12 protein-coding genes are annotated in these 24463 nt (G+C 35.5%); all 12 read left to right on the forward strand.

All coding sequences use genetic code 11. From position 1 onward, the window contains the following. The first annotated feature begins 410 nt into the window (after positions 1-410). Positions 411-3776, forward strand: coding sequence for a SusC/RagA family TonB-linked outer membrane protein (locus tag AC1RRN_RS12220; protein ID WP_492967570.1), 3366 nt, complete (start codon positions 411-413; stop codon positions 3774-3776). Between the two features lie 19 nt (positions 3777-3795). Further along, positions 3796-5778, forward strand: a complete 1983-nt coding sequence (locus AC1RRN_RS12225; protein WP_492967571.1) for a RagB/SusD family nutrient uptake outer membrane protein — start codon at positions 3796-3798, stop codon at positions 5776-5778. 102 nt (positions 5779-5880) lie between these two features. Then, positions 5881-7584: a polysaccharide lyase gene (locus tag AC1RRN_RS12230; protein WP_492967572.1), complete on the forward strand. Its 1704-nt coding sequence runs from the start codon at positions 5881-5883 to the stop codon at positions 7582-7584. An 82-nt stretch (positions 7585-7666) separates the two neighbouring features. After that, entirely contained in the window at positions 7667-8341 is a 675-nt protein-coding gene (locus tag AC1RRN_RS12235) for a DUF3826 domain-containing protein (protein WP_492967573.1), read from the forward strand. A gap of 101 nt (positions 8342-8442) precedes the next feature. Then, positions 8443-10143, forward strand: coding sequence for a polysaccharide lyase (locus AC1RRN_RS12240; RefSeq protein WP_492967574.1), 1701 nt, complete (start codon positions 8443-8445; stop codon positions 10141-10143). A gap of 244 nt (positions 10144-10387) precedes the next feature. Continuing rightward, complete coding sequence (locus AC1RRN_RS12245) at positions 10388-13546, forward strand: DUF6298 domain-containing protein (protein ID WP_492967575.1); 3159 nt, start codon at positions 10388-10390, stop codon at positions 13544-13546. A 107-nt stretch (positions 13547-13653) separates the two neighbouring features. After that, the gene (locus tag AC1RRN_RS12250; protein WP_492967576.1) at positions 13654-15054 is read left to right on the forward strand and encodes a glycoside hydrolase family 140 protein; all 1401 of its coding nucleotides are present in this window, start codon (positions 13654-13656) and stop codon (positions 15052-15054) included. A gap of 166 nt (positions 15055-15220) precedes the next feature. Beyond that, positions 15221-16795: a glycoside hydrolase family 28 protein gene (locus tag AC1RRN_RS12255; protein ID WP_492967577.1), complete on the forward strand. Its 1575-nt coding sequence runs from the start codon at positions 15221-15223 to the stop codon at positions 16793-16795. Between the two features lie 103 nt (positions 16796-16898). Beyond that, the gene (locus AC1RRN_RS12260) at positions 16899-17816 is read left to right on the forward strand and encodes a glycoside hydrolase family 43 protein (RefSeq protein WP_492967578.1); all 918 of its coding nucleotides are present in this window, start codon (positions 16899-16901) and stop codon (positions 17814-17816) included. Between the two features lie 222 nt (positions 17817-18038). Next, positions 18039-19904, forward strand: a complete 1866-nt coding sequence (locus AC1RRN_RS12265) for a six-hairpin glycosidase (RefSeq protein WP_492967579.1) — start codon at positions 18039-18041, stop codon at positions 19902-19904. A 125-nt stretch (positions 19905-20029) separates the two neighbouring features. Then, the gene (locus tag AC1RRN_RS12270; RefSeq protein WP_492967580.1) at positions 20030-22780 is read left to right on the forward strand and encodes a glycoside hydrolase family 78 protein; all 2751 of its coding nucleotides are present in this window, start codon (positions 20030-20032) and stop codon (positions 22778-22780) included. A gap of 219 nt (positions 22781-22999) precedes the next feature. Continuing rightward, entirely contained in the window at positions 23000-24427 is a 1428-nt protein-coding gene (locus AC1RRN_RS12275; RefSeq protein WP_492967581.1) for an alpha/beta hydrolase family protein, read from the forward strand. Positions 24428-24463 lie beyond the last annotated feature (36 nt).

A 24463-nucleotide genomic window follows, 5' to 3' on the forward strand; every position in this document is an offset into this window, starting at 1 on the left:
TTATATTTGTAAAAAATGAGGCTAATTGCTTCAATAACAGATCTAAAATAATATTCGATTTGCGAATTAATCAGGTAATAAATGTTTTTATTAGATAATTTTCGAATTTTCCATTAAAATCGGTTTTGTTATTTCTGAATATTCAAACCTTTTCCTTATTTTTTGATTTCTGTATATTTTTTCTTTCTTTTTTTTGTTGATATGGTTTTTTTTAAAAGCTTTTTTTAGAATAATAAAAATAAAACAGGACAGCACAGGACGGTTGAACTCCGCAATCGTTATATTTTTGGATCACAAATAAATAAATGTATTTTTAACATTTAAAAACAAGAGAAGTTAATTTAAATTTAGGATGCATTTTTTATCAAAACTAACTAACTAAAATAATGACTAACCAAAACAAAACATTTATGAAACAAACGCTTATAAAGAGATGTAGTTTTCTTTTGTTTATGCTGATGAGTATTTTGGCTTCAGCTCAAAGCTCAAGTGATGTAACAATTACAGGAACTATTACAGATGATTTAGGAGGATTACTTCCGGGAGTTAACGTAACTGAAAAATCGTCAAAGAATACTGTTACCACCGGTTTTGATGGACAGTATAAAATTAAAGTAAGAGCTGGTGCAACATTAGTTTTCTCTTACATTGGTATGAAAAAAGCCGAAATTCCTTTGGCAGGACGTACTAAGGTTGATTTTAGAATGCAATCAGATTCTAATCAGTTAGAAAACATTGTGGTTGTAGGTTATGGTACTCAGAAGAAAAAAGAACTTACAGGTGCTATTGCAACTATTAAACCAGATGATTTATTGGATTTACCGGTAACTAACTTATCTGACGCATTAAAAGGATTGGTTCCTGGACTTGCTGTTACTAGTGGTTCTGGTCGTCCTGGAGATGCAGGAAGTATCCAAATCCGTCAATCTTTTGGTTTTTCAAAAGATGGAAACTCAACTATACCATTGGTAATTATCGATGATATGATTCAGGTTGATCCACTTTCAGGTAAGCCAACATTAGAGACTTTTAATAGATTAGATGCTTCAGAGGTTGAAAGTATCACGGTTTTAAAAGATGCATCTGCAGCCATTTATGGTTCTCGTGCCTCACAAGGTGCTATCGTTGTAAAAACGAAAAGAGGAAAAGCAGGTAAAGCAAAATTTACGTACAATAGCCAGTTCGCTGTTAATGATGCTGTAAGCCATAGTAAAGTAATGAATGCTTATGAGTTTGGGGTTTTCAATAACAGATATTTAACTTCTTCAGGAACTGTAAATGGTTCATCTCCTAATTCGAATCTTTTTTCTGCAGCCGAATTGGAACAAATGAAAGGTTTGGATTATGATTGGTTAAAAGAAGCATGGAAACCAGCTATCCAACAAAAACATTCCTTCAATGTAAGTGGAGGTAGTGATGATATTACTTATTTTGCCGGAGCAACTTATTTTACTCAGGATGCAAACATGGGATATCAGAAATATGATAAATGGAATTTCCGTACAGGAATTAATGCAAAAATTGCAAAGAATTTAGATTTCTCTGCATCTGTTTCTGGAAATTCAGGAACTGTTGATAAAACGTTTACAAAAGCATCAGCAAATATTAGTGATGGAAGTTTTGCTTCTGCTGCTGGTGGAGAACAGGCAGATTACGGATTTTTATTACACATGCCAAAATATGTGCCTTGGCAAACAACAGTTGGTGGAAAAGAATATTTTATGTCTCCATTTCCACGTAATGACAGAAACTTAGGAAGTGCAAATGCCAATACTACAATTGCGGGATGGAACTATTTTGCTAACTTAGACAACGGTTCACACCAAATAAGTGATGATTATTCATATAATGTTAATGCTTCGTTGAATTATAAATTAGAAGCAGTTAAAGGACTGTCTTTCAAAGGGACTTTCTCAAGAACTCAAGCTTCTAATTATACAGAACAAATTCAGTTGCCATACGATTTAGCAAGAATTAAAAGTTATACTTTAATAGATCGCCACCTTGCTAGTTCAGCTCCTGATAGCGATTACGTGATCGAAACTAACGTAAGAAACTCAAGAGTTTACTACAATAATAGTGATAGTAAAAATACTCAGGGCGACTTTTTGATCAATTATGACAGAACTTTTGGAGACCACCAAATTGGTGCGATGGTTGGAGGAGAAATGTCTGAAACATATAACACAAGTACTAGATTAGCATATGAAAGTACAGGTAAAGATTATTTAGGAAATTATGCTACAGCTGGAACATTAAGTCCATCTAATAGTACAGCAACTAAAATTGAAGGAGGAACACTTTCTTATTTTGGACGTGTTAACTATAGCTACAAACAAAAATATTTAGCACAATTACTTTTCCGTAGTGATGCTTCTACAAAGTTCGCTCCGGAACATTACTGGGGATATTTCCCATCACTACAAGTGGGTTGGGTAATGTCTAAAGAATCTTGGTTTGCTGATAATGTATCGTGGGTTGATTTCTTCAAAATCCGTTACTCAATTGGTAAAACCGGTAAAGACAACCTTCAATACTGGAAATGGGTTCAATACTATGATGTTATTGTGGACAAAGGAACTCAATTTGGAAGTAGTGTTACAGCCGGTGGAGGAAATAATGGTGCTGGTTTAACTCCTAGAGTAACACCAAACAGGGATGCAACATGGGATTCTACAGTAAAAAACAATCTTGGTTTTGATATCAATGTTTTGAAAAACAGATTACAGTTTACAGCAGATTTCTATTATGACAAAACTACAAATATGTTGACTGATATGAGTAGTGCTGCTGGTGTGCCAATTTCAATTGGTGGAGCCTTTGCAGAACAAAATTACGGTGCTGTTGATGCTTGGGGATCTGAGTTCAGCCTTACCTGGAATGATAAAATAGCGGGCAAAGTTAGCTACGATATTGGAGTGAATTTTAGCTATGCTAATAATGAAGTAAAAAAATATCCTGATCAGGGAAATGTTGTTCCATCTAATAACGCAACCAGAGTGGGACAATCAGTAGGATTTAACCCAGTTTGGGGATTCAAAACATGGAAAGAAACATCTACAGGTGACGGTATTTTACGTACAGATGCTGATGTTGCTAACTACTGGAATTACCTTACTGCAAATGCAGCAGCTGTTGGAGGAACTCCAAACTATTTAGGAATAACTACTATGGCAGGAATGAGAAAAGGTTCATTGGCTTATCAAGACGTAGCAGGACAACTTAATCCTGATGGAACTCTTGCTCCGGCAGATGGACAAATTGCAAAAGATCTTGATTATGTGAAATTAGCGAATAGCAGTAGAACATATGGATTTACTACTAATTTAGGTGTAAAAACTAAAGGTTTCTATTTCAGAACTCAAATCGCAACTTCTTGGGGAGGAGCTACTTTTGTAGATCTTGTAAATCAGGGAACTTCTTCTGCAGCTAATATGTGGGCACACGAAAGTTTTTGGAATGATATGTACGGAGAAGATAACCCGAACGGAAAATATCCTAATTTAGCACAATGGTCTTATATGTCAAGTCCTTCAGATTTTTGGCAACTAAACACTTTCCGTTGTTTTGTTAGAAATTTATCTGTAGGGTATGATATTCCTAAACAAGTTTTTGCAGATACTAAAATATCAAGTATAACATTAGGTGTAACTGGTAATAATCTTTGGGACTTATACAATCCGTATCCTGATCATTATCGTAATATGTATGACAACTCTTCTGTGGGCTACCCTACACTAAGAACATGGTCGCTTAATTTCAACATATCATTCTAATTTTAATTTAATGTCAATTATGAAAACAAAATTTAATTTATATATAACTGCTGCACTTATACTTGTTTTAAGTGTTTCATGTAGTGATGACTTTCTAAAAGACAAGAAAAATTATGGTCTTTATGATGATACTTTCTATCAAAGTCAGGAGCGTGTAGAAGCGTACATTGCGAATCAATACTATGATTTTTATAATGCTTATAAATCACCTACAGCTGCGGTAGTTGGATCTTTTACAGATACCTATACTAAAATGACTGAAGAGCTGGGAGGTACACAAGATCTTATTAATCCAAACAAAACTTTTGTTAACTCAGCTGATGCTAGTGGTTACTATGGTCTTAAAATTGGAACTGGTATTAACAATACTCCATACAATAGAATTAGAGAATGTAATGATTTCCTTGAGAATATTGATGTAAAAGGAGCTAATCTTGATAAAACATACCGTGATCAGGCAAAAGGACAAATGTTATACATGCGTGCTATGCAATATTTTGACTTAATGCGTACTTACGGTGGAGTTCCTATTGTAACAAGTGTTCAGGATGCATCAGCAGATAATCCTGCAATTCAATTGCCAAGAGCAAAAGTTTCTGAAGTAGTAGACCAAATCGTGAAAGATTTAGACTTGGCTGCAACGTTATTACCTGGAAACTGGAACGCTACATCTGGATATGGACGTTTTACAAGAGGAGCGGCTTTGGCACAAAAATCTCGTGTATTATTAACGTATGCAAGTCCATTGTTTAATAAAAACTGGGATGGATCTAATGAGCGTTGGGATGCAGCTTTGAAAGCCGGATTAGCAGCAGAAGCTCAATTGACAGCAGATGGTTATGGATTGTACGGATCTTCAATCAAAGATTGGGATGCTATGTTCTTAATTGATAACGCTCCTTGTAGAGAAGCAATTGCTGTTCAGCTTTGCGGACCTGGTACTTTAGCAACAGCTATAAATAATTCCTGGGAAAAAGGAATGCGTTTAGCAAGTCAGGGTGGAGTTGGTGGAGGTACTACAGCTCCTAAAGAAATGGTTGATATGTTCCCAATGGCAAACGGTTCAAGACCAACAACTGCTAATGGTTATAATGATTTTACTTTCTTCTTAAATCGCGACCCAAGATTTTACAGAACATTTGCTTTTTCTGGAGTTAAATGGGCTTACAATGAAAATGCTAATGGTACTCTTTGGACATATCGTTGGGTAGATGCAGCTAAAAAAATTGGTTTTGCTGATGGAAATAGTTTAGTATCAAGTCCTGCTTTTGTTAGAAAAATGTCAAATCCAAAAGCGAGTAACGTAACCAATTTCCAATATTCAGGAACTGATATTTTCGAATATCGCTATGCTGAATTATTGTTGAATATTGCTGAATGTTATGCAGCTCTTGGGCAAACTGGTAATACGATCGCTTATTTAGGTAGAATCAGAAACCGTGTGGGTATTCCTTCTACAAATAATTATGGAATTGGAACATTGGCAGATAAATATGCTGCGATCGAAGCTTGTTTATATGAGCGTAGAGTAGAGTTAGCTTACGAAGGAAAACGTTACTGGGATGTTCAACGCTGGATGCTTTATGATAATGCTGCACTTCCTGGTGTTACTGGTGGTACAGTTAGTAAATTAGGCTTAGCTCCAATTAACGGAACACAACGTACAGGTGGTTATTTACAATTCAAAAATACTGCTGCATCTTCAACAACAGATCCAATTACAGCAGCAGCTCGTGCCGCAGTTGTAGTAGATCCGGATGCTGCTAATTTCCAAACGCAATTGACAGCTTTGGCTAATTTCTATAACACTAACTTTATCCGTACAGATCTACCTACTGCTTTGGATAATTTTAATGGTGCTGCGGTTAAAATTAAATTTAATCCAAACTATTACATAATGGGTCTTAACACTACAGCGTTAACTCAAAACCCATGGTTAGTTCAAACTTTAGGATGGAATGATGTTTCCGGAGCTCCTGGAACTTTAAACTATCAAGAATAATTTTTGCCCCAAAAAAAATTATTTAAAACATAAAAACACTCACCTGTATTCTAAAAAATACAGGTGATTTGTTTAAAAAGATTACCATAATAAAAAATTAGTATGAAAAATTTCACTTTATCGGCTGCTTTCCTATTGTTTTTAGGAAGTTTCCAATGTTTTGCCCAGTATCCTAAAATCACTCCCGAAGTTCAGGCACAATCCAAAGTTATTATGGATGAAGCTGAAAAACGTTCTGACGAGGCTTGGGAAAAAGCGCTTGTAATTATCGAGGAAGAAGCCAAACACGGCAAACCTTATATTCCGTGGGCATCAAGACCAAACGATTTACCTCAGGCAGAAATTCCTTCTTTCCCTGGTGCGGAAGGTGGAGGAATGTACACTTTTGGTGGACGTGGCGGAAATATTTACACGGTTACAAGCTTAGAAGACAGCGGACCTGGAACTTTACGTGAAGCGTGCGAAAAAGGTGGAGCCAGAATTATTGTTTTCAATGTTTCTGGAATTATTAGAATTAAAAGCCCATTGATTATCCGTGCACCTTACATTACGATTGCAGGACAAACTGCTCCCGGAGATGGTATTTGTGTGGCAGGAGAATCGGTTTGGATTAACACGCATGACGTTGTAATCAGACATATGCGTTTCCGCAGAGGAGAAACTTTCGTAGGTCGTCGTGACGATGCTATTGGAGGAAATCCAGTTGGGAATATTATGATCGATCACGTTTCTGCAACTTGGGGATTAGATGAAAACATGTCAATGTACAGACATATTTATAGCCCGGGTCCCGGTTATCCAGATGTAAAAGTGGGTACTGTAAATATTACAATCCAAAATAGTTTATTCGGAGAAGCTTTAGATACTTACAATCACGCTTTCGGAAGTACTTTAGGAGGAGAAAATTGTGCTTTTATTAGAAATATGTGGGCGAACAATGCCGGAAGAAATCCTTCTATTGGATGGAATGGTATTTTCAACTTTGCCAATAATGTAGTTTACAACTGGTACAACAGATCTACAGATGGTGGTGATTATACGGCTATCTACAATATTATGAATAACTATTACAAACCAGGACCGGTAACAGATCTGACACAGCCTATTAGTTACAGAATCTTAAAACCGGAATCAGGAAGAAGCAAATTACCTTATATGGTTTTTGGTAGAGCATATGTAAGTGGAAATATAGTTGCTGGTAACGATAAAGTATCAAAAGACAACTGGGATGGTGGTGTTCAGATTGAAAATAAAAAAGGAGAGTTAATGACTTATGATGAGGCTAAAGGTTATTTCGATAAAATGAAATCAGACAAACCTTATCCAATGCCATGGTTTCACCCGTTCATGAAAGCAGATGAAGCTTATGAATATGTATTGAAAAATGTTGGAGCAACTTTACCATTAAGAGATAAAGTAGATGAAAGAATCGTTAGAACGGTTAAAACAGGAGTTCCTGAATATGCAAAAGGATTAGAGAAAAAAGAATTCTTTCAGTTTGAACACAGACGTTTACCAATGGATTCTTATAAAAAAGGTATCATTACTGATGTTTCTCAAGTAGGTGGATACCCTGAATACAAAGGAAAACCATATGTAGATACTGATAAAGATGGTATTCCGGACAAATGGGAGAAAAAACATGGTTTAAATCCGAATGATCCGGCTGATGCTAAATTAGATTCAAACAATGACGGTTATACCAACATCGAAGATTACATCAACGGTATCGATCCGACTAAAAAAGTAGACTGGAAAGATTTAAGTAATAATCAGGAAACTTTAGTTAAACCATTACAAGAGTAGTTTTAAATGACATTCTTATTTCATGATAAAAATTATGAAATAAGAATGTTTTTTTCAAACAGAAATTTCAAAATTAAAAATCATGTCAAAAAGTAAATTAAATATAAGTGTTTTGATGTTGCTATTGGTATTCTTCAACGGAATCGCACAACAACATTTAGATCCGGAATATATCAAAGTAACCAATGAAAGAGCTTCTAAAATTGTAGCTAAATTAGAGTTGTCAAATCCTGCAAAAGAAAAAGCTGTTACCGATATTATTGCACAACAATTTAGAGATTTGAGCGAAATTCAGGATGGAAGAGATGCTGAAATCAAAAAAATAAAAGAAGATACAAGTTTAGCAAAAGAAAAACAAAACGAAAAAATTGATAAGCTAAAATCAAAAGCAGATACAGCTATTGAAAAACTGCACAAATCGTATTTGAAAAAGTTAGGAACTCAATTATCAGAAGATAAAATTGTTGCCGTAAAAGACGGAATGACATACGGTGTTTTGCCAATTACATACGCTGGATATCAGGATATGTTGCCAGCTTTAACTGCAGAACAAAAAGATTACATTTATAAAGCTTTAGTTGAAGCAAGAGAACATGCGATGGATGGTGGTTCATCTAAAGAAAAACATGCCTGGTTTGGTAAATACAAAGGAAGAATCAATAATTATTTATCAAAACAAGGTTACGATTTAAACAAAGAAAGTACAGATTGGCACAAACGTGTTGAAGAAAGAGAGAAGAATAAAAAGAAGGAATAGTAGATAATTTTTTAATAAGTGTAATTTTAACATTTTTAAATTAAACCTTTTATAAATTATAGTGTCAAACTACTCTAACTTATAAATTTCAGACTAACCTCATGAAAAACAATTTCCAAAACACCACCCTGAAAAGAGCAATGATGATTATGTCATTTTGTTCTTTCTTTTCATCTGCGTACGCGCAATATCCAGAAATTCCAAAACCTCTTCAAGATAAGACCGATGCAATTTTGGCCGATGAAGAAAAAAGACTGGCTGAAATCTGGACTTCTAATTATAATGTAATTCAGGCTGAAGCCAAATTAGGTCGTCCGTATTTGCCTTGGGCATCTTATCCGAAAGATTTTGTTCATGCTGATATTCCTGCTTTTCCAGGAGCTGAAGGTGGAGGAGCTTTTACACCAGGTGGAAGAGGTGGAAAAATATTCGTTGTTACCAGTTTGGAAGATAGCGGAAAAGGAACTTTCAGAGAAGCTTGCGAAGCAGTTGGAGCAAGAACAATTGTATTCAACGTTTCGGGAATTATCAGATTAAAAAAACGTATCAGCATGCGTGCGCCTTACGTAACAATTGCTGGACAAACGGCTCCTGGCGATGGAATTTGTATTGCAGGAGAAACTTTAGAAATTGATACACATGACGTGATCATCAGACATATGCGTTTCCGCAGAGGAGAAACTGATGTTACCAGAAGAGATGATGCGCTTGGTGGAAATCCTATTGGTAATATAATTGTAGATCACTGTTCTGTAAGCTGGGGATTAGATGAAAATATTTCATTATACAGACACCAGTTTCAGGCAAATGATAAATCAAAACTAGAAAAATTGCCTGCTTGTAATATTACAATTCAAAATACAATTTCTTCAGAAGGCTTAGATACTTACAATCATGCATTTGGAAGTACGATTGGTGGATTAAATAGTACTTTTATGCGTAACTTATGGGCCGATAACATTTCAAGAAATGCTTCTATCGGAATGTATGGCGATTTTAATTTTGTGAATAATGTGATTTTCAACTGGTGGAATCGCTCTTTAGATGGAGGTGATTATCGTTCGATGTTCAACATCATCAATAATTATTTCAAACCGGGACCAATAACACCAACAGATCAGCCTATTCGTTACAGAATTTTAAAACCGGAATCTGGATATATGAAACCTAAAACATACGGAAGAGCTTACGTTGCAGGAAATTATATTGATGGTTCTCCTGAAGTTACGGCAGACAACTGGAATGGTGGTGTTCAATTAGAAGATCTTTCCGCCGAAGAAACGAAAGGATATTTAGAAAGTATCAAACAACCAAAAGCATTCTCTATGCCAAATATCACGATTATGAAGGCTGAAGAAGCGTATGAATTTGTATTAAAGAATGTTGGGGCAACTTTACCAAAAAGAGATGCTGTTGATGAAAGAGTACTTAAACAAGTTCGTACTGGAAAAATTGAGGCTAAAGATGGTTTAGAAAATTCAATTGGTAAAGAATTTATTAAAAGAAGATTGCCTGCTGATTCCTATAAAAGAGGAATTATTACCAATCCAAATCAGGTTGGTGGATATCCGGAATATAAAGGAAAAGCATATAAAGATTCTGATAATGACGGAATTTCAGATGCTTGGGAAAAGAAATTTGGTTTGAATCCGAACGATGCAACTGATGCAAATAAAGATTCAAATGGAGATGGTTATACCAATCTTGAAAAATATTTTAACGGAATCGATCCAACTAAAAAAGTAGATTGGACAAAATTTGAAAATAATACGGATACATTGTCAAAAGTATTATTGCAGTAAATTTAGAAGATAGAATAGAATAAAGAGCAAAGAGAAACTCGAAAAGCAACTTTATAAAAATCTAAACTTAAAATAAGTTCACAGTTTGTCATTTCGACGAAGGAGAAATCACACGCGTAACTCGACAAGGATTGGCGATTTGCAATGCGGAGTTCCTAGTGCGATTTCTCCTTCGTCGAAATGACAAGATTGTGAAAAAATAATAATCTAAGAAGCGTTAAATTCTAGGAAAGTCAAAATAAAAATGAATTTTATTTATCTAAAAAATATAATTTCTCTTCAAAAGAACAATCTGTTTGTGTTCTGTTTCGCTTTGTTTTTTAATACAAACAATGGAACAGCACAAAACACATTTCCGGATATCGTAAAAACAAAAGAAGGAAAACTTTCTTTTACAGCAGATAGCAAAGGAAATCAAATTCCTGACTTTTCTTATGCGGGATATATGGCTTCTGAAAAAGCAATTCCGAATATTGAGAATAAAATTTTTGTTCCAAAACAAGAAGAAGATGCCACTGAAAGAATTCAGGCGGCAATAGATTATGTGAGTAATCTTAAACCAAATAAATTAGGTTTTCGTGGTGCCGTTCTTTTAGATAAAGGAACGTTTAAAATTGGCGGAACTTTATTCATTAAAAAATCGGGAGTGGTTTTACGCGGAAGCGGAAACAGTGAAAACGGAACTATACTTTTAGGAACCGGACTAAAAAGAGAAGCTGTAATTAGAATTTTGGGAGTTGATGATAAAAAATTAGGAGATACTTTCGAATTCAATAGCGCTTACACACCACTTGGAACAACAAAAATCCAATTAAAAAATACTTCTAAACTAAAACCTTCTGACGAAATCATTATTACTAAACCTTTAACCGATAATTGGATTAAGGAGTTAAAAATGGATGACTTTGGAGCAGAAACCGGTTGGGTTGGATGGAAAAAAAATGACTGGGATATTACCTGGAACAGAGTGGTTACCAAAATCAATGGAAATGAAGTAACACTAAATGCTCCATTGACCATGGCTTTAGATGATGCTTACGGATCTGCAAAAGCAACTTTGTATACTTGGACAGGAAGAATTGAGCATATCGGAATCGAAAATATTTTGATGAAATCAACTTACGATCAGTCAAAACCAAAAGACGAAGAACACAGATGGTTAGGAATTAGCATCGAAAACACAAAAAATGCCTGGGTGAAACAAGTGAACTTCAAGCATTTTTCTGGTGGTGCAGTGGCGTTATTAAAATCGGCTCAACAAATTACAGTTGAAGATTGTATCGCAACCGAACCCATTTCTGAAATTGGAGGTTTTAGACGACATACTTTTTATACCGAAGGCCAGCAAACGCTGTTTCAACGTTGTTATTCTGAATATGGTTACCATGATTTTGCTGTAGGCGGATTTGGAACTACGGGTCCAAATGCTTTCATTCAATGTGAATCGTATTTGCCTTTCAATAATAGTGGAGCGATTGGCAGCTGGGCAACAGGAATATTATTTGATGTTACTTACGTCGACGGTCATGCTTTAAGTTATAACAACAGAGAACAAAACGGTAGAGGAGCAGGATGGACGGCTGCGAATAGTGTAATCTGGGAAACTTCAGCATCTAAAATAGAATGTTATAGTCCGCCAACAGCACAAAACTGGGCTTTTGGAACCTGGGGCGGAATTATGGCTGGTGATGGTCATTGGAAAGATGTAAACGGTCATATCAGTCCGAGAAGTTTGTTTTATGCACAATTAGAAAGTCGTTTGGGCCAACTTCCGGTAAAACCGTTTATTTATGATTTAGGCTCAGAACCTTCATCAAGTCCTGAAGTTGCGGTAGCACAGGAATTAACCAAAAATTCAGTTGAGCGAAAAGAGAATTTAGTAGAATGGATTGCTGAAGTTTCAAAAGCAAATCCAATTGATATTAATGCTTCAGGTCTTAAAAATGCTAATGATTTAAAAATTAATTCGGCGCAAAATAATAATTTTGATAAAAAAGTAATAACACAAAACGGTTGGCTTACTTATGATGGCAAAGTAATTGCCGGAAATAGATTAAGTGTGCCCTGGTGGAGAGGAAGTTTGAGAGATAGTGATATTTCGAAGTCATTACCAGATGTTACAAGATTTGTTCCGGGAAGAACAGGAACCGGATTTACAGATAATATCACTGATGTTTCAGATTATTTAAGCACCAATAATATGGTCGCTCTTGAACATAATTATGGTTTATGGTACGAACGCAGAATGGACGATCACGAAAGAGTTCGTCGTTTTGATGCTGATGTTTGGCCACCATTTTACGAACAGCCATTTGCAAGAAGCGGTCAGGATTTAGCTTGGGACCAATTAAGCAAATACGATTTGACAAAATTCAATGATTGGTATTGGAATCGTTTATCTCTTTTTGCTGATTTGGCAGAAACCAAAGGACAGTTGCTGATCAATCAACAATATTTTCAGCATAATATTATAGAGGCTGGTGCGCATTGGGCAAGTTCTCCATGGCGTTCGGCAAATAATATCAATAGTACAGGTTTTCCGGAACCACCACCTTATGCGGGTGACAAACGTATTTTTATGGCAGAACAGTTTTATGATGTTACAAATCCAGCGAGAAGAAAATTACATCAGGGATTTATCCGTAAATCATTGGAGAACTTTCAGGACAACAGCAATGTAATTCAGTTGACAAGTGCCGAATATACAGGACCGCTTCATTTTATGCAATTTTGGTTAGATGAAGTACAAAAATGGAAAGACGAAACGGGTAAAAAAGGAATCATTGGTCTAAGTGCTACAAAAGATGTTCAGGATGCTATTTTAAATGACGCCCAAAGAGCGAAAACGGTAGATGCAATTGATATTCGTTATTGGTATTACAAAGAAGACGGATCTGCGTATGCACCACAAGGCGGTTTAAATTTAGCACCAAGACAACATGCCAGAAAATTAAAAGTCGGAAAAGAAACAGACGATCAGGTGTATCGTGCCGTTCGTGAATACCGTGAAAAATATCCTGAAAAAATAGTTTTATATTCAACTGACGGATCTTCAAGATTTGGATGGCCGGCTTTAATGGCAGGAGCTTCATTGCCTAATATTCCAAAAATCGCACTTCCGGAATTTTATTCGGCTTTAGCCAATATGAAATTTGTTGCAGGAAATACTTTTTCAGACAATATCTGGACATTAGAAAACAAAGGAACCAGTTATCTTTTTTATATCAAAAATGAAAAAGAAGTAGCCATTGACCTGTCAGCTTACAAAGGAGATTTCGAAGTATACGCAATAAACGCAGCAACAGGAACTTTCACTAAAAAAGCAAATATGAAAGGTGGAAAAAATGTTATCATTCCAGCTTCTGAAATCAAAGAAAAAGTACTTTTTGTAATAAAAAAATAAAATAGTGGTTCGTCAAGAATTCACGAATTATGATTTAAGTATGATTAAAAATAATTCGTGAATTCGTGGCTAACAAACACAAAAAAAATAATTCAAAATAAACCATAATGAATCTGAAAATTAAATATCTATACGCTCTTGGTCTAAGTTTAGTGTTAGCTGCGCAAAGCGGATATTCTCAATCTGCAGAAAAAGGCGCTTTGCCAAAAATTAAAGTTTCAAAAAATCAACATTATTTTGTAACCGAAGATGGAAAACCATTTTTCTGGTTAGGCGATACCGGTTGGCTGACTTTCGGAAAATTAGACAGAGCAGGAGTAGATAAATATTTTAAAGACAGAAAAGCAAAGGGATTCAACGTCGTTCAGGTAATGGTTTTGCATAATATAAATGCTATTAATGTTTATGGAGATGCTGCTTTAATTAAAGAAGACGTTTCTAAACCCTTAATCACAGCCGGAAATAATTTTAAAAATCCCCAGGAATATGATTACTGGGATCATGTAGATTATACTTTAGAAGTAGCGCGCAAAAACGGAATCTATTTAGCGATGGTACCAGTTTGGGGAACCAATGTTTCGAAAGGAAATAAAGTTAGCAAAGAACAGGCAATTGAATATGCAACGTTTTTAGCAAACCGTTATAAAAATAAAACCAACGTAATCTGGTTAAACGGAGGAGATACCCACGGAAATGAATTTAAAGATATCTGGAATGCGATCGGAAGTACATTAAAAACAAATAATCCAGATCAGTTAGTGACTTTTCATCCTTTTGGAAGAACCGATTCTTCAGATGATTATCACACTGCAAGCTGGTTAGATTTCAATATGTTTCAGTCAGGCCACAGAAGATACGATCAGGATTCAGTGAAAACGAATTTCAAAGAAGACAATTACAAATTTGTCTTAAGAGATTTTGAATTAAAACCAACAAAACCAACTCTTGACGGAGAACCTTCATACGAAGGAATTCCACATGGTTTGCATGACACTTTACAACCAAAATGGAAAGCAAGTGACGTACGCCGTTATGGATATTGGTCGGTTCTCTCAGGCGCTGCAGGTTATACTTACGGTCATAATGCTGTAATGCAGATGTTCAGAAAAGGTGACAAACCAGCTTACGGAAATAAAGAGTTATGGACATCAGCAATTAATGCGCCGGGTGCGGGAGAAATGGTTTATATTAAAAAATTGATGTTAGAATTTCCATTTTTAGAAGGAACTCCTGATATTTCATTCGTTGTCAATCAAGGAGAGAAATACGATTATATTCCGGCATTAAAAGGAAAAGGATATGCTTTGCTATATACTTACAACGGAAGAAAAATCGAAGTAAATATGGGTAAAATTTTGGGAGATAAAGTTCAGGCAAGTTGGTACAATCCAAGAAATGGACAAAAAACGAAAATTGGAACTTTTGAGAATAAAGGAATTAAAGAATTTCAGCCTTCTGATAAAAAAGAAGATGGGAATGACTGGGTTTTGATTTTAGAATCAAAGTAACCACAATCTTGTCATCCTGAGGAACGAAGGATCACACTAGAAACTTCGCAAAGTGATTCCGCAATCCTTGTCGAGTTACGTGTGTGATCCTTCGTTCCTCAGGATGACAAAAATGAGAATAAAAAATCCGCGCAATCTGCCAGATCTGCGTGAAACCAAAAACATTATGAAAATAAAAAACATTATAATACTATTATTCTTCATCACAGGTTTCAACACCGCTTTCGCAAACGACGGCTGGCTGAATATCTTAAATGAAGGCGGAAATAACAAAGGAATAAAATGTACCGAAGCCATTCAGAATGCTATCGAAAAAGCGTCTAAAAATGGTGGCGGAACTATTTTTTTTCCTGCCGGGGAATATTTAACAGGAGCTTTAAAGTTGAAAAGTAATATCACGATTCATTTGGATTCGGGTGCACTTTTGAAATTTTCAGACAATTTTGATGATTATTTACCATATGTCGAAATGCGTTATGAAGGATTGGTGATGAAATCTTTTTCACCATTATTCTATGCCAAAGATGCAGAGAATATCACCATCAAAGGAAGAGGAGTAATCGACGGACAAGGAAAAGCGTGGTGGAATGAAGTGTACCGAATTGAAACAGCAAAAGGACCTATTCCACAAACGAAATATCAAAAAATGTGGGAAGAACAAAACAAAGGAATCGTTTATTCTGACTATTATAAAAGAACAATTGATAAAAAGTTTTTCAGACCTTCTTTCTTTCAGGCTTATGGTTGTAAAAATATTTTGATTGAAGGTGTAACGTTTCAAAATTCTCCTTTTTGGACAATTAACCCTGAATTTTGTGATAACGTAACGGTTACGGGAATTTCAATTTTTAATCCCCATTCGCCAAATACAGACGGAATTAATCCTTCTTCCTGCACCAATGTGCATATTTCGAATTGCCATATCAGTGTTGGAGATGATTGTATTACAATCAAATCGGGCAGAGATGAAGACGGTCGTAAATACGGAAGAGCTACAGAAAATGTAACAATTACCAATTGTACCATGTTAAGCGGTCACGGTGGTGTTGTTATTGGAAGTGAAATGTCGGGCGGAATCAAAAAAATCACGATTTCAAATTGTGTTTTTGACGGAACGGACAGAGGAATCCGTATCAAATCAGCACGTGGTCGTGGCGGTGTTGTAGAAGATATTCGTGTCGATAATATTGTGATGAAAAACATCAAAGAAGAAGCCATTATTTTGGATTTGTTCTATGATAAAGATAATGCAGCAGAGCCGGTTACAGAACGTACGCCTATTTTCAGAAACATTCACATCAGCAATGTTACGGGCGGAAATGTAAATAAAGCAGGATTCGTTCGTGGAATTTCTGAAATGCCAATTCAAAATATTTCTTTCTCGAATATTAATATGGATGGTAAAGAAGGTTTTACAGTAATCACGGCAACAGATATTGAGTTCCATGATGTAAAAGTAAATGCATCAGTTGGTTCTTCGTTCAAAATTTCAGATGCTAAAAACCTTATTTTAGATAATGTAGGTTCATCAACTCCAATAAAAGGAGTTCCGGTTATCAAAATTGAGAATGCATCGAATATCATGATCAACAATAATTTTCCATTTAATGCGACAGATGTTTTCATCGAAGCTGACGGAAAAGAAACAAAAAATATTTTCCTTAAAAACAATGTATTTAATAATGTAAATACGGTTGTGAAAAAAGGAGCTGCTTTAGATAAAAAAGCGATAATAGAATAAGAAGTTCGTCTTCCTGCAAAGTTTTCAAAACCTTGTAGGTATTCAATATTCAAAATAACACCGACAAGGTTTTGAAAACCTTGCAGGAGAGCAAAAACAAAAAATGAAAAAAATATTCATCATCCTGACCCTTTCCATTTTTGCCATAAGTTATTCGCAGAAAAAGAAAGAAATTTATCTTTTTACTTCGTTTCGGGAACCAGCGACCGAAGGTTTATACTTAGCTTACAGCGAAGACGGATACAATTGGAAAGGTCTTGAAGGATCGTTTTTAAAACCAGAAATTGGAACCAGCAAAATCATGCGTGATCCTTCGATCACAAAAGGAGCTGACGGAACGTATCATTTGGTTTGGACAACAGACTGGAAGGGCGGAAATGGTTTTGGATATGCCAGTTCTAAGGATTTGATTCATTGGTCAAAACAAGAATATATTCCGGTAATGAAAAACGAACCGGAAGTAGTAAATGTTTGGGCTCCGGAAATTTTTTATGATGATGTCAAAAAAGAATATATTATCATTTGGGCATCTACAATTCCGTTTAGATTCGAAAAAGGAATAGAAGAAGAGAAAAATAATCACCGTATGTATTATGTGACAACGAAGGATTTTAAAACTTTCTCGGATGCAAAATTATATTACGAACCAGGTTTTAGCGTGATCGATTGTGTGATTGTAAAAAAAGGAAAGAAAGATTATGTTTTGGTTCTGAAAGACAATACCAGACCAATGCGTAATATAAAAGTTGCTTTCGGAAAATCGCCTTTAGGACCTTTCGGAAAAAGTTCAGAACCTTTTACAGCACATTTATCAGAAGGTCCAACGGTAGTAAAAGTCGGAAAAGAATGGCTGATTTATTATGATAATTACGGCGAAAAAAATTATAAAGCTTCAAGCACAACAGATTTTGTTCATTTTGAAGATGTGTCTTCAAAAATAAGTCTTCCGGAAGGACATAAACACGGAACGATTACAACAATATCCGAAGGAGTTTTAAAAGGATTAATTGAAAAAAAATAAAAAAATAAAAAAATCTGCCAAATCAGCTAAATCTGCGAGAGTAAAATTTTTTCCCCTGCAGATTTAGCAGATCAAGCAGATAAAAAAGTTAGAAAAATTTCACGCAGATTTAAATTGATTTAAGCAGATTTTGCAGATTTTTTATTTAAATGTAATCGGATAAAAAATCTGCTTTGATCAGCTAAAATCTGCCAAATCTGCGTGAAACAAAAAATATAAATAATGATTACTTTCCAAAACATAAAAACCAACATCATAACTACAGCTGCAATTCTATTGACTTGCACAGTTGTAAATGCCCAAAACGACACAGTACGTTATGTTGGTAAAACACTTTCTAATGTCGATTATCATCACGGGCAATTGAGTCCGGCGGTGGGCGTTCACGCAACACAAATTATGCGTGCAAGCCGTGAACATCCGGAAAAAGCCGATGGTTTTGGCTGGACCTACAACCACCAGCCGATGATGGCGTATTGGAACAATACTTTCTATTTGCATTATTTAAGCGACCCATCAGGAGAACATATTCCGCCGGGACAAACTTTTATGATGACCTCAAAAGACGGAGTAACATGGACAAAACCTCAGGTTCTTTTTCCAATTTACCACGTTCCTGACGGATTTAAAAAAGAAGGTGTTGAAGGTGTGGCCAAAAATTTAGATGCCGTAATGCACCAGCGAATGGGTTTTTATGTTTCATCAGATAATCGATTGCTGGCGGTGGGTTATTACGGAGTGGCATTAGACAAAAAAGATGATCCAAATGACGGAAAAGGAATTGGCCGTGTAGTTAGAGAAATTTACAAAGACGGAAGTTATGGTCCGGTTTATTTTATCAGATACAATAAAAACGGAAATCCAATACCAACTACATTTCCATTTTATACGAAAAGCAAAGACAAGAAATTTATCAAAGCTTGTGATGAATTAATGTCGAAACCCTTATTAATGCAACAATGGGTAGAAGAGGCCGACAGAGATGACGCTTTAATTCCGCTAAAAAAACAATATAAAGCATTCAATTATTACCATTTACCAAACGGAAACGTAGTAGGTTTATGGAAATTTGCTTTGACTTCTATCAGTAAAGATGATGGAAAAACATGGCAATATACGCCAACAAGAGCGCCGGGTTTTGTAAACAGTAATGCTAAAATCTGGGGACAAAAAACGGCTGACAATCGTTATGCAACTGTTTATAATCCATCAGAATATCGTTGGCCATTGGCAATTTCAACAAGTGATGACGGGTTGAATTACAAAGATTTATTATTGGTTCACGGCGAAATTACTCCGATGCGTTATGGTGGAAACTACAAATCGGCAGGTCCGCAATACGTTCGAGGAATTCCGGAAACGGATGGAACTCCGCCTGACGGAAAACTTTGGGTAAGTTACAGTGTAAACAAAGAAGATATTTGGGTAGCTTCAATTCCCGTTCCTGTAACCAGCGAAGTGAAAGAAGATGTAAAAGATGTTTTTAATGATTTGCCAAATGGCGATGAATTGAAATTCTGGAATACCTATGATTTATCGTGGGCTTCTACGAAAGTGGAAAAGAAAACAGATGGCGTAAAATGGCTAACATTAAGAGATCAGGATTATTTTGATTATTCCCGTGCAGAACGCGTGATTCCGTTTGCACAAAAAATGGAAGCCACTTTTACCGTTAAACCGGAACAAAATAATCACGGTTTATTGCAAATTGAATTCCAAAATAAACAAGGACTTCCGGCTATTCGATTAGAATTCGATTCGGATGGAGAATTGAAAGCGAAAAATGGCGCCCGTTTTGGCGGACTTACAAAATACGAAGCTGGAAAAGAATATACGATCACAGTTAAATTAGATGTTACTTCCCGTTCGTATATGGTGAAAGTAAATGACGGTAAAGAAACCAATAAAATATTCTATGCGCCGGTTGATGGTATTTCGCGCATTATGTTCCGTACCGGAGATCAGCGTTATACGCCAAATGCAGATACAGAGCCAGACACACCAGATTTTACGGATTTACCAAATACAGGCAAACTAATTCAGGAAGCGGTATTTAATATTAAATCATTGGTAACAAAAAAGTTATAATAATTTGCACCATTAAGAGATTAAGAGAATTTAGCGGAATGCTTAATAAAACTTAATTTTAGAGAATAAAGAAGTTAACGCTTAATTTAACTTAATGTCTTAATGGTTCAATTAAAATTTACAAAGTGAAGTTTCTCAAAAACATATTATTTCTCTTTTGTCTTCTAACAACTTTCATCTCAAATGGGCAGATTGCTGCTGAACATTTGATTTGTGAGATGACAGAAAACCCGTTGGCTGTTATTCAAAAACAACCAAGATTAAGTTGGCAATTGGTTTCAAAAGAATTTAATACATCACAAATTGGGTATCAGATTTTGGTTGCTTCATCTGAAGAAAAACTAGAAAATGATGAAGGTAATATTTGGAACAGCGGAAGAGTTAATTCCAATAAAAATTTACAGATTTCGTATGGCGGAAGCCCTTTAAAAACGGAAACCAAATATTTTTGGAAAGTTAAAGTATGGAATCAAAAAGGTAAAATTTCTAAATGGAGTAAAACTGCTTTTTTCAGAATTGCACCAGACGAATCAGACTTAAATCCAATTTGGATTGGGGCGATTACAAAAGCAGACAGTCATTTGCCGGAAGGCAGAAATTTTCACTCGGCGACTTATAAAAGAGAGAAAAAAGAGGCGATAATTAATGCTTCAGATTCTTTATCACGCAGAAGCATTATGCTTCGAAAATCATTTAATGTTGCTAAAGAAATTAAGGAAGCGGTAGTTTATATTTCAGGTTTGGGGCATTACGAATTGACTCTAAACGGAAAAAAAATCGGCAATAGTGAATTTGCTCCTTTATGGACAGATTACGACAAAACCGTAAATTATAATACCTACGAATTATCAGCTGCTGAATTGCAAAAAGAGGAAAATGTAATTGGCGTTCTTTTAGGAAACGGAATGTACAATACCCTTGCAGAAAGATATACCAAGTTTTTTGTGAGTTTTGGTCCGCCAACTTTATTCTTCAAAATGAAAATCGTTTACAAAGACGGCTCCGAAGAAATCATAAAATCAGATCAAAGCTGGAAATACAGCAAAAGCCCAATTACCTATAACAGCATTTTTGGAGGTGAAGATTATAATGCCAACTTAGAACAAAAAGGCTGGAATTCTAAAGGATTTAACGATTCAAATTGGAAAAAAATAGTGGTTCAGGAAGCGCCAAAAGGAGTTTTGAGAGCACAAACGGCACCGCCAATTACGATTCAGAAACGTTATGACATAAAAGAGGTAAAAGCGTTGAAACCCAACTTTTATGTTTTTAATATGGGACAAAATCTATCCGGATTTCCAACCATAAAAGTAAAAGGAAAAAAAGGACAAACGATTCGTGTTTGGGTTGGTGAAGGATTGAACGACGACGGAACAATTGGTCAGGGAAGATCCGGAAAACCATACTATTACGACTATACTTTAAAAGGCGAAGGTGTAGAAGAATGGCAGCCAAAATTTAGTTATTACGGTTTTCAATATGTTCAGATAGAGAATATCAATTATAAAGAAACCAAAGATCAAAACTTGCCAACACTGGTTGATTTAAAATCGAATTTTATTTACAATTCGGCTGGAGAAGCAGGAACTTTTGAATCTTCCAATACAATTTTTAATAAGGCACATGAACTGATTAATAACTCCATAAAAAGTAATTTTCAGAGTGTTTTCACCGATTGTCCACAACGCGAAAAATTGGGTTGGTTAGAAGAGATTCACTTAAACGGTCCGGGATTAATGTTCAATTATAATCTGGAAAGTTATATTCCGGCGATAATGCAAAACATCTCAGATGCACAAAGAGAGAATGGTTTAATTCCGACAATAGTTCCTGAATATGTAGTTTTTGGTGGCGATTTTACCGATTCACCGGAATGGGGCGTAACTGGAGTAATTCTCCCATGGATGTATTATGAATATTATGGAGATGCTTCTTTATTGGAAAAATATTATCCGGTGATGAAAAACTACGTGGATTATTTAGGAACAAAAGCGAAAGATCATATAGTATCGCATGGTTTAGGCGATTGGTACGATTACGGAACGCACGCCGCAGGATATTCTAAAAACAGTCCGATTGCACTTTCTGCCACTTCACATTATTTTTATGGAGCAAATTTGGTGGCAAAAGCGGCAAAATTGTTGAACAAAACAGAAGATATTCAGAAATATGAAACTTTGACTGCGGATATAAAAAATGCTTTCAACAAGGAATTCTTCAATCCCGAAACAAAACAATACGGCACAAACAGCCAGTTTAGTAATGCCGTTCCGGTTTATATGGATATTGTTGAACCGCAATATAAAGCGGCAGTAATGCAAAATTTACTGAATGATATTAAAGCAAAAGGTGACAGATTAACTACAGGCGATGTTGGAAATCGTTATTTATTTCAGGCTTTGGCTCAAAATGGCGAAAATGAAATGATGTATAAAATGAACAATCATTACGATGCGCCGGGTTATGGATTTCAGATTAAATTCGGATTGACGACTTTAACCGAACAATGGGATCCGCGAAAAGGAAATTCGTGGAATCACTTTATGATGGGACAAATTGAAGAATGGTTTTACCAAAGTTTAGCAGGAATTGTTTCAGATGATAAAAACCCGGGTTTCAAACATTTCTTTATTCAGCCTGAAGTGGTGGGCGATATGACTTTTGTAAAAGCAACTTATAAATCCATTTATGGAAATATTGCTTCGGCCTGGGAAAAGAAAGATGAAAAATTGATTTTAAAAGTTGAGATTCCGGTGAATACATCGGCAACAATAAAATTACCTGTTCCGAAAAATACTGAAATAAGAATAAACGGAAAAGTTGCTAAAAATTTAGAATTAGGTTCAGGAAAATATACAATTGAATGTACGTTGTAAGATGTTAGATGCGATTTGTCAAAATGTTGATAGTTAATCAACTTGATATTGTAAACGATAAAAATAAAATTGAATAGCCTCCAGTTTTAGCTGGAGTTTAAAATATACAAGTCAAAAGGCTTTAGCCAAATTAAGAAGTTAGGCTAAAGCCAGTTTAGAAAACAATTTATTCTCCTCCAGCTAAAGCAGGAGGCAATTCAAAAAAGTTTGATATATAAAATGAAAAATTTAAAGAACATAAAACTCGCACTTCTACTTTCAATCTTTGCATTGACACTTTCAAATGCGCAAATAACTTCCGATGAAAACTTTAGAAAGCCAGTTTCAGAAACGCTGAAAAAAATTGAAACTGTTTTTCACGTGACGATTAACGATGACAGAGGTTTATTAAAAGGAAAAGAACTGGATTATGCCGATTGGAGAATCGAGCCGGGCAATCTGGCGATTTCTTTAACGAACATTTTAGCGCCTTTTGAATTGATGTATTTCAAACAACCGGATGGAACTTATATCATCAGAAAATATGAAAACCATAAAGTTTCGGTTGATAAAGGAAGAGAGCGTTTAGATTATTTGACGACTTTATATTCGAATGTTTCAGAATGGGAAGCAAGAAAAAAAGAAATAAAAGGGTGTATGATAACGTCATTTGGATTGGACAAAGCGCCACCAATGCCAAAATCAAAACCAATTTTAACGCCAAAAAGAATTTATAAAGATTACAGTATCGAAAATATTGGTTTGGAAATTCTGCCTGGAGTTTACGCCACAGGATCTATCTACAAACCGTATCCCTTAAATAAAAAAGCACCGGTAATTTTAACGCCGGACGGACATTTTGGAGACGGAAGATATAGAAAAGACGAACAATACCGTTGTGCGATTATGGCTAAAATGGGTGCCATTGTAGTAAGTTACGATTTGTTTGCCTGGGGAGAATCATTATTGCAATTCCCGGAGCAAACACACAGAAATAGTATTGCATCAACAGTACAGGTTTTAACCGGAATCCGATTATTGGATTATTTATCGACTCAAAAAAATGTAGATATGTCGCGCGTTGGTGTAACCGGTGGCTCCGGCGGGGGATCACACACGATGTTTTTAGCAGCTTTGGATGATAGAATTACGGTTTCTGCTCCGGTGGTAATGGTTTCATCTCATTTTTCTGGTGGATGTCCGTGCGAAAGCGGTCGCGGAATTCACTTATGTGGAAACGGAACAAACAATGCTGAAATCTCTGCGATGATGGCGCCAAAACCACAATTGATTGTTTCTGATGGAAAAGACTGGACATTGGCGGTTCCTGAATTGGAATTCCCTTTTATCCAAAGAACTTATGAACTTTACGGTAAAAAAGATTTGGTAGAAAACGCTCATTTTGCCAAAGAAGGACATGATTTTGGAGTTTCAAAACGTATGGCATTGTATCCGTTTATGGCGAAATATTTAGGCTTGGATTTGAATAAAGTCAAAAATGCAAAAGGCGAAATCGACGAGTCAACTTGTGTAATTGAACCTTATGACAAACTATATGTTTTTGGTAATAAAGCTGAAAATTTACCTAAAAATGCGCTGAAAGATATCGACAAATTATATGAAATGTTTGGAGAGAAAAACAACAAGATTTACGAGGTTAAAAAATAGCCACGAATTCACGAATTATTTTGTCACAGATTAAAA

This window comes from Flavobacterium sp. GW821-FHT11G01 (assembly GCF_058808175.1).